A 16,211-nucleotide genomic window follows, 5' to 3' on the forward strand; every position below is an offset into this window, starting at 1 on the left:
TATGGGGAAACGTAAGCCTTCTCCGCGGTTGTCTACGACATTCTCTGATGTCGATAGTTCAAGGATGACCGCTTTACGGTAAATTTATACATCGCAGGGATAAATTTTTTGTGTCAGATTAGTGCTTGTGGTACGATAGCAAAAGAATGAACCAGCATGGAAGGGAAACACACAGATGAGAGTGATTTCAGGCACGGCCAAAGGCAGGTCGTTAAAGGCTGTACCCGGTACGAGTACACGACCAACAACAGATAAAGTGAAAGAAGCGATTTTCAGTATGATTGGACCTTATTTTGACGGAGGACAGGTGCTTGATTTGTTCGCTGGCACGGGCGGGCTGGGAATTGAAGCGCTAAGCCGGGGGATGGATAAGGCGGTATTTATTGATATCGAGAAAAAGAGTATCGACACGATTGGGCATAATGTTGAAATGGCCAGGTTAAAGGATCAGGTAGAAATTTACCGGACAGATGCGGCAAGAGCGTTGAAGGTGCTGGCGAAGCGGGCGGAGAAGTTCCAACTTGTATTCCTGGATCCACCATACCGGATGAAAGGAATCGCAGAGCTGATGACAACGATGGAGGAACAAGCCATTGTGGAACCAGACGCCACGATTGTGGTCGAGCACGATGCGAAGGATGTACTGCTAGAAACGATTGGCAGCTTCAAGCAGCTACGTAGAGCAGACTATGGAGATACGGCTGTAACCATATTTAAACGCGACAACGCGTCCATAGAACTGAGTAATTGAAGGAGATGAAGGCATGATGAAGCAAGAACATGGTAAAACAGTTGCGGTATATCCAGGTAGCTTTGATCCGGTTACCTACGGTCATCTTGATATTATACATAGAGCAGCAAAAGTGTTTGATAAACTAATTGTGGCAGTGCTGAACAATACATCCAAAAATGCGTTATTCACCTTGGAAGAACGAATGGAGCTGCTTCGCAAAGTAACGGCGGATCTTCCCAACGTGGAGATTGATGGGTTTCGGGATCTGATGGTTAATTATATGAAACAACGCAATGTCAGATTGATCGTTCGTGGACTTCGGGCTGTATCTGATTTTGAATATGAATTGCAAATGGCATCGACCAATCACAAGCTGAACCCGGATGTGGAGACGTTCTTTATGACTTCGAAGCCGCAGTTTTCGTATTTGAGCTCAAGCATCGTGAAGGAGATTGCCAAATTCCATGGCCCCGTCGAGGATCTAGTACCTGTAGAAGTGGAAGAGGAACTACGCAAAAAATTCCCTCAGACCTAGGAGTTAGATCGAAAGGGAATTTCAAGTTGTGAATTAGTTCATTAGTTTCCGCTGATACAAGCGAAGAACAACCGATATGAGCAGCATAAGGGTGAAAATAAAAAGGAATTGCAACAGCATTGGTCCCCATAGGCCCCATGCATTTTCGCCGTTCAAGGGGAACGGTACCGCGGCAGCTGTATTGCTGGCTAAGTCTAACCGGAGGAAGCTAGGTTCTGTGTCTACTAAGAGCAGCTGCAATGGTTTCCAAAGCAAAACCGTAGTGAATAAGGCAAGTACAGCATGCAGCGCACGGGATTGTAAAAAAAACGCATACCTAGCATCCGTTTTCTGGTGGAAGCCGGCAACTTGTGCATGGGCGGACAATCCTCCCCAACCAAGGAAAGCACTGAGCAGTGCCATTTGCGGTAAAAGTGAGAGATCTTGAGCCTGGCTTAAAGCATAAGCCCCGAGGTGGATTTCCATCAATCCTTTGATCCATTGCGGTGTTGTGTCTGTAAAAATACCCATGAAGCTAAGAAGGAACTGGGTGACGGGTCGAAGAATGTCGGTAAAATGTGTAATTGAGATGACGTTGATTAATACTGAAAATATCATCATGTATCCGCCAATTAACATTAGCGTTTGTACAGCGGAAGTTACTGCATCTCCAAGGAGTTTGCCGAAAGTACGACCATCTTCCCAATAAGCTTGACGCATGGCTATAAGAGCAGATTTCCCAATAGAGATTGATTCTTTCGGCTTGGCTACTGGCGTTTTTGCTTCAGGAGGAGAGATGGCTTGCTTGCTTTGTCGCATCAAGAAAGCTGTTACGAAAGCGGAAATATAATGGATAATCGCAAGTATGATCCCTAGTTTGGCGTTATGAAGAAATCCAATCCCAATAACCATGATGAGGAATAATGGACTGCACAAATGGGAAAGGGCTGTTAACCGTTCTGTTTCTGTCCGTGTAAGCAGGTTTTTTTCACGCAGCGATGCAGTAATTCTGGCTCCCGCAGGAAATCCTACAACAAAGCCGGATGCCAATGCCCAACCGCTAACGCCAGGAAGCCGGAAAATGACGCGCATTAGCGGCTCTAGGAGCACGCCTGTGCCTTGAATAACACCGAATCCAATCAAGAGCTCGGTCATGATAAGGAAAGGCATCAAAGCAGGGAAGACGAGCTTCCACCAAATGGTCAGCCCTTCGAGCGATGACTGAAAAGCTTTGTCGGGAAATAGAATGACAGATATAACGACCAATCCAGCCAAAGCACCTAACACCAACGTGGTGAATTTGGCATGGAATTTTACTTTAGGCATAGCATCACCTCGTCCATCGAACATGCTTCATTGTACGCAAGTAGATAGGCGAATAGACCAAGCTTTCACCCGAGAATAGGTAGGCCAAACAACAAGTGAAAGCAACAGGAAAGGGGAACCTGTATGGATAAGGAAGAAGAGAATACGATACGTACGTGGACGAATGATTCATATCGATATCCGAGAAGCTCGGCAACAAGGCGGTACCTAGTTTCTGCACTGGTCGGGATTATCATTGTATATTTGATGTTTTTTGTGCGGTTGCCCTTCTTTGTTTTTATGCCAGGGACTGCAGAGGAAATTAAGCCGATGGTCTCGATTGCCAAAAGCACGGGCCCAGAAAAAGGGAAGCTTATGCTAACGACCGTTCGCGTAGCTGATGCTAATGTCGTGAACTATATAGTAGGACTCCTTCATCCGTATGAAGAAATTGAGCCCAAAACGGCTGTACTCAAGCAAGGAGAGTCCGAGCAAGAATATTCGCAACGTCAGGAATACGTCATGTTAACCTCGCAGGCTAGTGCGATTCAGGCAGCTTATACGGAGGCTAAGGTTCCTTTTCATATTGATCACGAGGGTGTGATGGTTCTTCAAACTGTTCATGGATTATCAGGTGAGAAGGTGCTTAAACCAGGGGATGTGCTCTTGAAGGCTGGCGACAAAGAGGTGAAAGTAGCGCAAGATCTACTAGACTCACTAGCAGGCAAAAAAGCAGGAGACACCATTTCCATTACGTATAGTAGGAAGAAGACGGAAATGCAGACGACACTTACATTGGGTGCGCTGCCGCTTCAAGAGGGAGAAACCGTACCGCGGGCAGGGATTGGTGTTGTTCCAGCAGGTATGCAATCCGTGAAATCCGATCAGGAAGATCAGCAGGTGACAATCAAGGCTGGAGATATTGGAGGGCCATCAGCTGGCCTCATGTTTTCATTGGAAATATTCAATCAGCTTGTACCTGAGGATATTACGAAGGGGTATCGCATTGCAGGAACGGGTACAATTGAAGCGGATGGTACTGTAGGACCGATCGGTGGCATTCAACACAAAATTATTGCTGCGGATCGGGAAAAGGCGGAAATTTTCTTTGCTCCCAAAAATATGACCTATAAAGACGGAACCAAGATCGAGAATTATTCCGATGCAGTCAAACGAGCGAATCAAATCAAAACGAAGATGAAAATTGTCGAAATCGGCACGATGGAAGATGCTTTGAACTATTTAGCAGCGTTGCCGCCGAAATAAGTCATCTTGACCAAGTAATATTATTTTAAATTGACAAGAAGTATGAGGAATGGATATAATAATCTTTGTTTGTTTGGGGTGATATCATGCAAATTCGTTTTAGAGAACTATCTCTGCAAGGGCGTTCGGTACCCATGAATGAAGTTATGAATTTGACGGAACCTTTCGAAGGTCGTCCTGACATTCTTAATCATGGACCTGTTCATGCGAATCTTCATGCAAAGTATGAAGAAGGAGTAGTTAAAGTTAACGGTACGTTAACGCTAGACTTGGAGTTAAGCTGTTCCCGATGCTTAACGCACACGAACCAAACAATTAAGCTTCCTTTCAAGGAAGTTTTCATGCAGGAACCGGAAGAGGAAGATCCTGAGTTAGACGAGGACATTCATCTTGTGGTTGGGGATAAAGTAGATTTGGAGCCTTACGTTGTAGAGAATGTAGTGGTTGGTTTACCGTACATACCACTTTGTGACGAAGCGTGCAAAGGTCTTTGCCCCGTGTGCGGAGAAAATCGCAATGAGCGTGATTGCGGCTGCAAGACGGACAAGATTGATCCTAGACTTGCAGGTCTCGCGGACTTTTTTAACAAAGAATAAGGCAACATTGAAATTTCGTATAAGGAGGTGTTTTAAAGATGGCAGTACCTCAAAGAAGAACGTCCAAAACTCGTCGCGACAAGCGTCGTACTCACTTTAAATTGGAAGTTCCAGGCATGGTGAAATGTGACCAATGTGCGGAATTGAAGCTAGCACACCACGTGTGCAAGTCTTGCGGAACGTACAAAAGCAGAGAGATCGTAAAAGCATAAGATTGAACATAGTACTTCATCCTAGGTGAGGTGCTATTTTTTTTGCTTTCTTTTTGGTCCTAAATTTAATATACTACAGTTTAGTATCTGGTAATAAGATGAGATCTCACGAGATAAGGTGGTGCTTACCATCGAACGCCTTCCTAAACGACAAAGGCAGCAGCAACTGTTGCAGTCCATTGAAGCGAACCCATTTATGACGGATGAGGAATTGATGCGAACGTTTGGGGTTAGTATCCAAACTGTCCGCTTGGATCGATTAGAACTCGGTATTCCTGAATTGCGGGAACGTATGAAGCATATGGCCGTCAAAACGTACGATCCTGTACGTTCACTTCCAATAGATGAAGTTATTGGGGAAGTCATTGACTTACAGTTGGATCAGAGCGGTATTTCGATTTTTGAAATTAAAGAAGACCATATTTTTTCCAGAACCAAAATTGCCAGGGGACATCATATTTTCTCACAAGCTAATTCATTGGCTGTTGCTGTCATTGACGATCCGATTGCATTAACAGCTTCGGCTGATATTCGATTTGTTCGCTCCGTAAAGCTTGGAGAAAAGTGTGTCGCCAAAGCCTATGTGCGATCTGTTTCCAAAGGAAAAGCACGTGTGGAAGTTTTCACTTATGTGGGCGAAGAAACGGTGTTTCGAGGCAACTTTGTCATCTTTCATTCGAAGAAAGAGCAACATCTAGATAGGGAGGACAAGCTCCATGCGGATCGCGATTGATGCAATGGGCGGAGATCATGCGCCTAAGATCGTAGTTGAGGGTGCTCTCGCAGCGGCCAAAGAGTGGAAGGACGTACATATCATTCTTATCGGAAACAGCGCAGCGATAGAAGCTCACCTCACAGAGAGGCCGGATAACCTAACGATTCGTCATGCGGAAGAAGTCATCGAAGCCGAGGATGAGCCAGTTAAAGCGGTTCGTCGGAAGAAAGATGCTTCCATGGTTGTGGCAGGAAGACTAGTTCGTGAGAAAGAAGCAGAAGCTATGATTTCTGCAGGCAATACGGGAGCATTAATGACGACGGGATTGCTTGTTGTAGGAAGAATTCCTGGTATTGAACGTCCAGCATTAGCACCAATGATCCCAACGATGGATGGTAACGGTGTACTTGCCTTGGACTTAGGGGCGAATATGGATGCAACCCCAGAGCAATTGATCCAATATGCGATTATGGGTAGTATTTATCGTTCCAAAGTACATGGTGTTAATAAACCTCGCGTAGGATTGTTGAATGTAGGGACGGAGTCGGCCAAAGGGAATGAATTAACCAAAACAGCATATCCTTTATTGGAGCAAGCTCCGATTCATTTTGTGGGTAATGTGGAGTCCTCGCAAGTACTGCGTGCACAATGTGACGTCATCGTTTGCGATGGATTTGCTGGAAATATTATGTTGAAAACATTGGAGGGCGCTGCGTCCACCATTTTCTCAGCTTTAAAGCAAGAATTTACGAAATCTATATTTACCAAGCTTGCAGCAGCGGTATTGAAGCCAGGGTTAACGCAATTCCGCAAGAAGCTGGATTATAACGAACATGGAGCTGCTCCATTTCTAGGTATTGATGGACTAGTTCTCAAGAGTCATGGTTCATCCGATGCAAATGCTATTAAGAATGCCGTACGTCAAGCAAGAATCGCGTTACAAAATGATTTGGTTGGCACCATATCTGCCGAAATTAGCCGCGGGAAGCGAGATATAACAACATGAACTTAATACCAGTTGGGGTACTCGGAACGGGTAAATATGTACCAGAACGTATTTTAACCAATCAAGAATTAGAAACAATGGTGGAAACGAACGATGAGTGGATCGTAACGCGAACAGGTATTCGTGAGAGAAGAATCGCAGCAGAAGGACAAGCTACGTCGGATCTGTGTTTTGAAGCTTCCCTAGTAGCGCTGTCTAATGCAGGGATTACTGCTGATCAACTCGACTTGATCATTGTAGCAACCATTACACCAGACATGTCATTCCCATCGACTGCATGTATTCTTCAAGAAAAACTGGGAGCGAAGAAAGCAGCGGCGTTCGACTTATCAGCAGCTTGTTCAGGTTTTGTTTATGGACTAGCTAATGCGGCTAATTTCATCGCTACGGGTACATATAAATACGCGCTTGTCATTGGCGCAGATTGTTTGTCCAAAATTACCGATTACACAGACCGCAATACTTGTATTTTATTTGGAGATGGAGCAGGCGCAGTTGTCATTGGTGAAGTGCCGGAAGAAAGAGGATTCAAATCCTTCGAATTAGGCGCTGATGGTACTGGAGGTCCTCTTCTGAAAATTGAGGGCGGCGGATCCCGTAATCCTGCTTCGCAGAACTCTCTCGACCAACGTTTACATTTCATTTATATGGCTGGTGCTGAGGTATTCAAGTTTGCAGTTCGCATTATGGGCAATGCTGCAGATGAAGCGCTTCGCAAAGCAGGTTGGGAGAAATCCGATATAGACCTGCTTGTACCTCACCAAGCCAACATGAGAATTATTCAATCCTCGCTGAATCGCTTGGAATTGTCGGAAGACAAATGTATGATTAACTTGGATAAGTATGGGAATATGTCTGCTGCTTCCATTCCAGTTGCCTTAGCAGAAGCTGCCGAGCAAGGTAGATTAAACGAAGGTGACCGACTGATCTTAGTTGGATTTGGCGGCGGACTTACTTGGGGTGCAACAGCTTTAGTATGGTAGTAGGCAGCTAGATGAACTTATTTTAATGTGAAAAAATGACTGAATATATCGTGGAAGGGGATCCTTTTCTCGTATGGGTAAAATAGCATTCGTATTTCCTGGCCAAGGCTCTCAATCCGTTGGTATGGGAGCTGACCTGTATAACGCGTTGCCAGCTGCCAAGGACTATTTCGACCGCGCGAATGAAGCGCTAGGTTTCTCTTTGTCTGATCTGATCTTCCAAGGTCCAGAGGACCAATTGAAGATCACGTACCACACGCAGCCAGCGCTGCTCACGACAAGCATCGCTTGTCTGGAAGCGTTCAAGGCTGCTGGCGTTACGCCAGACTATGTCGCAGGACATAGTCTAGGCGAGTACAGCGCGCTCGTCGCAGCCGGCGTGCTCGCGTTCGAGGACGCGGTCCGCACTGTGCGGGCCCGCGGCGAGTTCATGGAACAGGCCGTCCCTGGCGGCCTGGGGGCCATGGCAGCCGTGCTGGGAGCCGAGCGCGAAGCGCTGACGGAGCTTTGCACGGCGATCACAAGCGGCGGCTCCGTCGTGGAGCTCGCCAATGTGAACTGCCCGGGACAGATTGTCGTCTCGGGCAGTAAGGAAGGCGTGCTAGCTGCTGTTGAGCGCTGCAAGGAAGCTGGCGCGAAGCGTGCCATCCCGCTTGAAGTGAGCGGGCCGTTTCACTCGTCCCTCATGAAGCCGGCCTCGGAGCGCCTCGCAGAGGTGCTCGCGTCCATCGAGATGAGCGATGCTGCCGTCCCTGTTGTGGCCAACGTAACGGCACGTCCTGTCACCCAGCCGAGCGATATTCGCGGCTTGTTGGTGGAGCAGGTGTATTCCCCCGTTCTATGGGAAGACACGATTACGTACCTGATCAGCCAAGGCGTTGATACGTTCATCGAGCTAGGCTCGGGAACGGTGCTTGCCGGCTTGATCAAGAAAGTCGACAAAACGGTGAAAACCGTGTCGATCGGCAGCCTGGAAGCGCTGGACAAGTACAAGGAGGAGACTGATGACGGTCATGTTAACGGGTAAAGTGGCGCTAGTCACAGGAGCTTCACGTGGCATTGGGCGGGCAATTGCTTTGCATTTGGCCGAGCATGGGGCCGATGTAGTGGTCAACTACGCAGGTAGTGAAGCTGCTGCTGGGGAAGTTGTAGCTGCGATTGAAGCGATGGGCCGCAAAGCGATCAAATTGCGTGCAGACGTAAGCAGCTATCAAGAGGCTGACGATTTGGTTAAGCAAACGTTAGAAGTTTTTGGTAAAATTGATATTCTCGTGAATAATGCGGGCATAACAAGAGACAATTTAATCATGCGAATGAAAGAAGAAGAATTCGATCAAGTGATCGCTACCAATCTCAAAGGCGTGTTCAACTGTGTCAAAGCCGTTACACGTCCGATGATGAAGCAGCGTTTCGGTCGAATTATCAATATATCTTCTGTAGTTGGTGTGCTCGGTAACCCGGGTCAAGCCAACTATGTAGCAGCCAAAGCAGGTGTTATCGGACTCACGAAAGCTACAGCGAGAGAGTTATCCTCCCGTGGTATTACCGTAAACGCCGTTGCGCCAGGCTTTATTGAAACCGATATGACAGACAAATTGTCTGCTGAGATGCGTGAACACATGCTGAAGCAAATTCCGCTGGAACGTCTTGGACAACCAGAGGAAATTGCGAAGGTAGTTCGCTTCTTAGCTTCTGACGATGCTTCCTACATGACAGGGCAAACGCTCCATGTAGATGGCGGAATGTACATGTAAGTTTCTGGGAAATGAGAATCTCAAATTGCCTACTGGCAATCTGTCAAAGATTCTCGTATAATACCAAATGAGGAGGTGAACCGGATGTCCGACGTATTGGATCGTGTTAAACGAATTGTAGTCGATCGTCTAGGGGTTGATGAAGCTGAAGTCACCCTCGAAGCATCTTTCAAAGAAGACCTAGGTGCTGATTCTCTCGATGTAGTTGAATTAGTAATGGAATTAGAAGATGAGTTCGATTTAGAAATTTCAGATGAAGATGCTGAGAAGATTACGACAGTAGGAGAAGTTACGAATTACATAAAATCTCATACGTAATAGTCTACAGAGTCCCGTTTCTAATAAAGACGGGACTTCTCTCCATTCCTGGCAATAAAAAATATGAATGACTACATAGAAGGTGGTACAAATGAACAGAGTTGTAATTACAGGTATGGGCGTAGTTACTGCCCTTGGTCAAGATTTAGAAACGTTCTGGGGAAATCTCTCTTCAGGTAAATCTGGCGTAGGATTGATCGAGAACTTTGATGTAAGCGAATACCCAACACGGATTGCAGCAGAAATTAAAGATTTCAATATCGAGAACTATGTGGATCGCAAGGAATCTCGCCGGATGGATCGTTTCGTTCAGTTCGCAGTTGCAGGTGCTTTAAATGCACTCAAGGACGCGAATTTGAATGTGAATGAGGATGCGGATCCGGAGCGCGTAGGCGTTTCAGTCGGATCAGGCATTGGCGGTTTGAATACATGGGAAGAGCAACATCGCATTTTGTTAGAAAAGGGGCCTAAACGAGTTTCTCCTTTCTTTATCCCGATGATGATTGCGAACATGGCATCTGGTCATGTGTCGATGGTCACAGGTGCGAAAGGGCCGAACTCCACAGCTGTAACAGCTTGTGCAACAGGTACGCACTCGATTGGTGACTCTTTCAAAATGATTCAACGCGGCGACGCAGACGTGATGATTTGCGGCGGTGCCGAAGCGACGATTACGCCGATTGGTGTAGCAGGTTTCTGCGCACTGCGTGCGATGTCAACGCGCAATGAAGAGCCGCATTTGGCAAGTCGTCCTTTCGATACAGGTCGCGATGGCTTTGTTATGGGAGAAGGCGCTGGTGTTCTCATTCTGGAGTCACTAGAACATGCTCAGAAGCGTGGAGCACGCATCTATGCAGAAGTTATCGGCTACGGTATGAGCGGTGACGCTTATCATATGACAGATCCAGACCCGGATGGTGCTGCACGTTGTATGGTGAAAGCGATCAAGGACGCAGGCATTTCACCTGATGAAATTTCTTACATTAACGCTCACGGCACGTCAACGCCAGTTGGTGATAAATCCGAAACGATTGCCATCAAGAAAGCGCTTGGCGAGCATGCATATAAAGTTGCAGTAAGTTCAACGAAATCGATGACAGGTCATTTGCTTGGTGCTGCCGGCGGTGTAGAAGCTGTCATCTGTGGATTAACGATATCGAATAGCCTGATTGCTCCGACAATCAACTTGGATAATCAAGATCCTGAGTGTGATTTGGATTATGTGCCAAATAAGGCGCGCGAAGCGAACGTTGATATTGCGATGTCGAACTCCTTCGGTTTCGGTGGTCATAATGCAACGATCATTATGAAGAAATTTCAAGCATAATTACCATGCCTGTGACGAAAGATAACGGAATATCATTCTCTCCGGGTGGTGAAGTAAGACATGAATCGTGAAATTAAGGATTTACAGAAGCAAGTAGGTGTTCATTTCCGCAAAATGGAGCTGTTGAAACAAGCTTTCACACATTCTTCCTATGTGAATGAACATCGCATTGCTGGACATAAAGATAATGAACGGCTTGAGTTTCTTGGCGATGCCGTACTAGAGTTAACAGTTTCGGAATTCTTATATGAATCTTATCCTGGGCGTTCAGAAGGTGAATTAACGAAGCTGAGAGCATCGATTGTCTGCGAGCCGTCGCTCGTGACATTTGCCGAAGATCTGGATTTCGGATCTTTTGTCTTGTTAGGCAAGGGCGAAGAGTTAACGGGAGGACGTTCTCGGCCAGCCTTGTTGGCAGATGTATTCGAATCCTTTATTGGCGCTTTATATCTAGACCAAGGCTTGGATACAGTCAAGGCGTTTCTACAGAAGCATGTATTTGCCAAAATTTCCAGTGAGGGCAAGCTGCTTGTAATTGACTACAAGACACAATTGCAAGAGCATACCCAGCATCACAATTTGGGTTCCTTGGAATACCGGATCGTGAATGAACGTGGACCTGCACATGAGCGAGAGTTCGTTGCAGAAGTACACATGGATGGCGAGCTTCTGGGAACTGGTGCAGGTCGTTCTAAGAAAGAGGCGGAACAGCAGGCAGCTGCTGGTGCACTGTCCAAACTAAACGTAACTGTACTACGATAGTAGATTAACCAGAAGAGGCGGCTGCTGCTGCCTTTTTTGTTTTTCTCTCTTATTTTGATAGGCGATATGTTACAATACTTTTTGAGGTGAGACCATGTTTTTGAAACGGATCGAATTATCCGGATTTAAATCATTCGCGGATCGGACGGAACTCGAATTTGTACGAGGTATAACCGCGGTTGTAGGTCCTAACGGGAGTGGGAAGAGTAATATCTCGGACGGGATCCGTTGGGTGTTAGGTGAACAGAGCGCGAAATCTTTGCGTGGGGGCAAGATGGAGGATGTCATTTTCGCTGGCAGTGATGCACGTCGTGCAGTCAATTACGGGGAAGTATCACTGACGCTGGATAATTCTTCACAATCGCTCCCGCTTGAGTTTAATGAAGTTACGGTGACGCGTAGAGTTCATCGTAGCGGAGATAGCGAATATTTGATTAACAAACAACCTTGTCGCTTGAAAGATATCACGGAGTTATTCATGGACACCGGTATCGGGAAAGAAGCGTATTCCATCATTGGACAAGGGCGCATTGAAGAAATTTTGAGTACGAAATCGGAAGATCGTCGAGGCATTTTCGAAGAAGCTTCGGGGATAGTTAAATATAAATCACGTAAGCGCGAAGCGGAGAAGAAATTAAACGATACTGAGCAGAACTTGCTGCGTATTCATGATTTAGTTTCAGAACTTGAGGATCAAGTCGAGCCACTTCGGGACCAGGCGGAGAAAGCGATTCGTTTTAAAGAATTGAAGGAAACACTCAAAAGTAGTGAGATCTCGATGTATGTCCATCAGATTGATCAAATCTATGTAGCATGGAATGACGCTACGCAATTGTTGGAGAAGTTAACGAAAGAGCAAACAGAATTGTCTACAATTGTAAGCAAGCATGATGCGCATTTGGAAAAACATCGCCTAGAAACGCGCCGGTTGGAAGAGGAACTAGAAACGCTGCAAGAGAGTTTATTAGGTTTGAGTGAGGAATTCGAGAAGTGTGAGGGTCACGGAGAAGTTCTCAAGGAACGGAAGAAGAACTATGTGACGAATCATCTCCAATTGAGCACCACAATCGCAATGCAAGAGCAGCGCAAAATAGATAAAGAAGCAGATTTGAGTGAACAGCGTGATAAAATCATTGGAATCGGTGCGCAGCTGTTTGAATTCCAAGCGAAGCTGACTGCGGAAGAACAGCGCTTGCAAGGAGTAAGCGGAGGAATCAGTTCTTCGCCTGAAGAACAGTTGAAGGGTGAGTTGTTGGAAACGCTCAACCGTATGGCACAATCTCGCAATGAGATTCGCTACGCCGAGCAGCAAATCGAAAGCATTGGGCGTCGATTGGAAAGACTGGATGAGGAACGTCAGAAATGGGCGGATCAACGTGAAAGTATTACGCGACGTAAGCAGGAGCTTTCAACTAAATTGCAAGAAACAGTCGGAGACATCGAGCGTGCAAGACAAGAATATGTTGGGTTAACCCAAGCGTTAAAGAGTAAGCAAGGATTGCTGGATGAAGCGCAGTCGATGGTTCGGAAATGGGAGCAAAAGATGGATAGCTTGATTTCCCGCCGCGACACGATGAAAGAAATGGCCAATGATTACGATGGCTTCCAACAAGGTGTTAAGGAAGTGCTTAAAGCGAAAACACGCAAAGATTTGCGGGGCATTCGCGGAGCAGTTGCTGAGCTTGTCAAAGTTCCTGCCAATGTGGAAGTAGCGATAGAAACAGCTTTAGGCGGAGCTTTGCAAAATATCGTCGTAGAGACGGAAGCTGACGGACGAGAAGCGATTGCTTTCCTGAAGCGTCGTCAAATGGGACGAGCAACGTTCTTGCCGATGAATGTCATTCGCGGACGCTCGATATCTGACCACGAAAGTCAGACGTTGAAAGCCTCGAAGGGCTTTGTAGGGATCGCAGTTGATCTCGTTTCTTTCGATTCGACCTATACGAATATATTCTCTAGTTTATTGGGGAATGTCGTCATTGCTGAAAGTCTGGAAGATGCCAATCATATCGCGGCCAAAGCGCAATATCGCTACCGTGTGGTGACGCTTGAGGGAGACGTGGTTAACCCAGGTGGTTCCATGACGGGCGGAAGCTTACAGAAGAAGTCGACGAATCTGTTAGGGCGTCAGCGTCAAATTGAAGAACTCGATGCAGAAATTGCAACTTCGGAAGGGCAACTCAGCGGTTTACGTAGTCAATCCAGTACATTAAAGCGTGAAATAACAGATGAAATGTTAAAAGTTGAACAGCTGCGGCAATTAGGTGAGCAACAACGGATTACGGAGCAGCAAATTCGCGCGGAATTGAATCCGCTTGAATCAGAAAGCCGCACAGTTGAAGAACAGCTGACACTGGATAGCCAAGACAGAGGCGCCCTACTTGGAGAACGAACTGACTTCGGCAACAAGAAGGTCGAAAGTGAAGCAACTCTCGCGCAGCTCCAGGAAGAAGAAGCTTCGTTGCAACAAGCGATTCGTGATGCCGAGAGCTCACGTAAGGCAAGCGAATCACAAAAAGAAGAGCTGCAAAGCCAACTGACGGATTTGAAGGTGAAAGTAGCCTCAACTTCACAAGAGAAACAGTCCCTTCAAGATCAACAAAGACGATTGCAACAAGATCTAAGCGATGTGGAGCGTGAGATCGAAGTCAATCGCGGTCTATTAACTCAATTAGAAAGCGATATGGCAACACTGGAACAAGAAACTGTCCTTCAAATTGAGCAATTGAATGATTTGAAGCTTAAGAAGCAGCAATGTTCCGAAAGTATCGAATTCAAGCGTGCAGAGCGTGTGGATTGGTTACAGAAGCTTGAGCAGGGTGAGAATGAGACGCGTACGCAGCGTATTCAGTTGAAGCAAGTAGAAGAAAATCTTCATCAAACCGAGGTGCGTGTAACGCGTCTTGATGTGGAGCTTGAGAATTTGCTTAAGAAGCTTGCCGAAGAATATGAGTTAAGCTACGAACTGGCGAAAATGCGGTATCCCGTCCCTGAGGATGTTCAGGGTACACAAAGCAAAGTGCGTGAGTTGAAACGTGAAATAACTTCACTAGGAGATGTGAATCTCGGGGCAATTGAGGAGTATGCACGTGTATCTGAACGTTTTGAGTTCTTGAGTTCGCAAAAGGATGATTTGATCGAAGCGAAAACAACTCTATACCAAGTTATTCGTGAGATGGATCAAGAAATGTCCAAACGATTTAAAACGACGTTCGATGCCATTCGCTCTCATTTCGGTGTCGTATTTGCCAAGTTATTCGGTGGAGGTCGTGCAGATTTAATTCTGTCCGAGCCTGAGAATATGCTGGATACTGGCATTGAGATTGTGGCTCAGCCGCCAGGCAAAAAGCTGCAAAACTTGCAATTGCTATCCGGTGGCGAACGCGCATTGACTGCGATTGCGCTTTTGTTCTCTATTATTCGCGTGAAACCTGTGCCATTCTGCGTACTGGATGAGGTAGAAGCCGCGTTAGACGAGGCGAACGTATCTCGCTTTGCTGAGTACTTACGGGAGTTTTCGGAAATGACGCAATTTATTGTGGTTACACACCGCAAAGGAACGATGGAAGAAGCTGATGTGTTGTATGGTGTTACCATGCAAGAAGGCGGCGTTTCCAAGCTTGTTTCGGTCCGATTAGAGGATGAGGAAGCGACAATGACAGCATCATAGTGTGAAATTAACAGTGTTATTTAGGAGGAACTATGAGTTTTTTTAAACGATTGAAAGAGAGTATTTCAGGTAAAGCTGAAGCAGTAACGAATAAATTTAAGGAAGGTTTAACGAAAACGCGGGATGCGTTCGTGAATCGTGTCGATGATTTATTTAGCCGTCGCAAAAAAATTGATGAAGATTTCTATGAAGAATTGGAAGAAATTCTAATTGGTGCAGATGTTGGTGTGAATACGGTTCTGAAATTGATTGATGAGCTTCGTGCTGAGGTTAAAAAGCGCAAAATTGAAGATCCAGCAGAGCTGCAACCGATCCTTTCAGAAAAACTGATTGAGCTGCTAAAAGGGGATGCAGATGCCGGACTGAACATTAATCCGAATGGCTTGACGGTCATCTTGTTCGTTGGCGTTAACGGTGTAGGCAAGACGACGACGATTGGCAAAATGGCTCACATGTTCAAATCGCAAGGGAAGAAGGTGCTGATGGCTGCTGGGGATACGTTCCGTGCTGGCGCCATTGAGCAGCTCGAGACGTGGGGAGAGCGTGTAGGTGTTGATGTCATCAAGCAACAATCTGGTGCAGATCCTGCCGCAGTCATGTACGATGCTGTACAAGCGGCCAAAACGCGCAACGTGGATATTCTTTTATGCGATACAGCGGGTCGTCTGCAGAACAAAGTGAATCTGATGGAAGAGCTCAACAAGATTTATCGTGTCATCCAGCGGGAAGTCCCAGATGCTCCTCATGAAGTCATTCTTGTGCTGGATGCTACGACGGGGCAAAATGCACTTAGCCAAGCTAAGTTATTCGGTGATAAAACAGGTTTGACAGGCTTGGTATTGTCCAAATTAGATGGAACAGCCAAAGGCGGAATCGTCGTGGCTATTCGTCAAGAACTCTCCTTGCCGGTTAAGTTTGTAGGGCTTGGTGAGAAAATGGATGATCTTCAGGCATTCGATTCGGAGCAGTTCGTGCATGCGCTTTTTGGCAAATGGATAGGTGAAAATACTGACAAGGTATAATGCTTGACAATCATCTTGGAATTCAGTA

General features: G+C 46.2%; 15 protein-coding genes and 1 pseudogene. 15 read left to right on the plus strand and 1 reads right to left on the minus strand.

What is annotated here, in order from left to right; translation table 11 throughout:
• Positions 1-166: 166 nt before the first annotated feature.
• Positions 167-751: pseudogene (gene rsmD / locus AC58PV_RS10555) on the plus strand (16S rRNA (guanine(966)-N(2))-methyltransferase RsmD); the annotation flags it as partial.
• Between the two features lie 13 nt (positions 752-764).
• Positions 765-1,268, plus strand: a complete 504-nt coding sequence (gene coaD / locus AC58PV_RS10560) for a pantetheine-phosphate adenylyltransferase (protein WP_497432211.1) — start codon at positions 765-767, stop codon at positions 1,266-1,268.
• A 33-nt stretch (positions 1,269-1,301) separates the two neighbouring features.
• Here the strand turns inward: coaD and AC58PV_RS10565 are convergent, their stop codons facing one another.
• Positions 1,302-2,573, minus strand: a complete 1,272-nt coding sequence (locus AC58PV_RS10565) for a nucleoside recognition domain-containing protein (protein ID WP_497432212.1) — start codon at positions 2,571-2,573, stop codon at positions 1,302-1,304.
• A 123-nt stretch (positions 2,574-2,696) separates the two neighbouring features.
• Here AC58PV_RS10565 and AC58PV_RS10570 point away from each other — a divergent pair, with 123 nt between their 5' ends.
• The 13 genes from AC58PV_RS10570 (at position 2,697) to ftsY (ending at position 16,183) form a co-directional block, all read left to right on the plus strand.
• Positions 2,697-3,818 (plus strand): SepM family pheromone-processing serine protease, encoded by a 1,122-nt coding sequence (locus AC58PV_RS10570; RefSeq protein WP_497432213.1) that lies wholly within the window; start codon positions 2,697-2,699, stop codon positions 3,816-3,818.
• A gap of 86 nt (positions 3,819-3,904) precedes the next feature.
• Complete coding sequence (locus AC58PV_RS10575; RefSeq protein ID WP_497432214.1) at positions 3,905-4,414, plus strand: YceD family protein; 510 nt, start codon at positions 3,905-3,907, stop codon at positions 4,412-4,414.
• A gap of 38 nt (positions 4,415-4,452) precedes the next feature.
• On the plus strand, positions 4,453-4,626 hold the full coding sequence (rpmF, locus tag AC58PV_RS10580) for a 50S ribosomal protein L32 (RefSeq protein WP_068668809.1): 174 nt from the start codon (positions 4,453-4,455) through the stop codon (positions 4,624-4,626).
• Between the two features lie 121 nt (positions 4,627-4,747).
• Complete coding sequence (gene fapR, locus AC58PV_RS10585) at positions 4,748-5,359, plus strand: transcription factor FapR (protein WP_057315735.1); 612 nt, start codon at positions 4,748-4,750, stop codon at positions 5,357-5,359.
• Positions 5,343-6,347 (plus strand): phosphate acyltransferase PlsX, encoded by a 1,005-nt coding sequence (plsX, locus tag AC58PV_RS10590; RefSeq protein ID WP_497432215.1) that lies wholly within the window; start codon positions 5,343-5,345, stop codon positions 6,345-6,347. The genes fapR and plsX overlap by 17 nt, the downstream gene beginning before the upstream one ends.
• Positions 6,344-7,330 carry a beta-ketoacyl-ACP synthase III gene (locus tag AC58PV_RS10595; protein ID WP_497432216.1) on the plus strand — a complete coding sequence of 329 codons (987 nt, stop codon included), beginning with the start codon at positions 6,344-6,346 and terminating at the stop codon, positions 7,328-7,330. Before plsX ends, AC58PV_RS10595 begins: the two co-directional genes overlap by 4 nt.
• A gap of 73 nt (positions 7,331-7,403) precedes the next feature.
• Positions 7,404-8,357, plus strand: a complete 954-nt coding sequence (gene fabD / locus AC58PV_RS10600; protein WP_497432217.1) for an ACP S-malonyltransferase — start codon at positions 7,404-7,406, stop codon at positions 8,355-8,357.
• Positions 8,344-9,084, plus strand: coding sequence for a 3-oxoacyl-[acyl-carrier-protein] reductase (gene fabG / locus AC58PV_RS10605; protein WP_068668856.1), 741 nt, complete (start codon positions 8,344-8,346; stop codon positions 9,082-9,084). The genes fabD and fabG overlap by 14 nt, the downstream gene beginning before the upstream one ends.
• A gap of 84 nt (positions 9,085-9,168) precedes the next feature.
• A complete protein-coding gene (gene acpP / locus AC58PV_RS10610) occupies positions 9,169-9,402 on the plus strand; it encodes an acyl carrier protein (protein ID WP_028558238.1) in 234 nt (77 codons plus the stop codon).
• 91 nt (positions 9,403-9,493) lie between these two features.
• Positions 9,494-10,729 (plus strand): beta-ketoacyl-ACP synthase II, encoded by a 1,236-nt coding sequence (gene fabF / locus AC58PV_RS10615; protein WP_497432218.1) that lies wholly within the window; start codon positions 9,494-9,496, stop codon positions 10,727-10,729.
• A gap of 60 nt (positions 10,730-10,789) precedes the next feature.
• On the plus strand, positions 10,790-11,491 hold the full coding sequence (rnc, locus tag AC58PV_RS10620) for a ribonuclease III (RefSeq protein WP_497432219.1): 702 nt from the start codon (positions 10,790-10,792) through the stop codon (positions 11,489-11,491).
• Positions 11,492-11,585: 94 nt separating this feature from the next.
• Positions 11,586-15,161, plus strand: coding sequence for a chromosome segregation protein SMC (gene smc / locus AC58PV_RS10625; protein WP_497432220.1), 3,576 nt, complete (start codon positions 11,586-11,588; stop codon positions 15,159-15,161).
• Positions 15,162-15,193: 32 nt separating this feature from the next.
• Positions 15,194-16,183: a signal recognition particle-docking protein FtsY gene (ftsY, locus tag AC58PV_RS10630; protein WP_497432221.1), complete on the plus strand. Its 990-nt coding sequence runs from the start codon at positions 15,194-15,196 to the stop codon at positions 16,181-16,183.
• Positions 16,184-16,211 lie beyond the last annotated feature (28 nt).

Source organism: Paenibacillus sp. J22FR83, assembly GCF_059691955.1.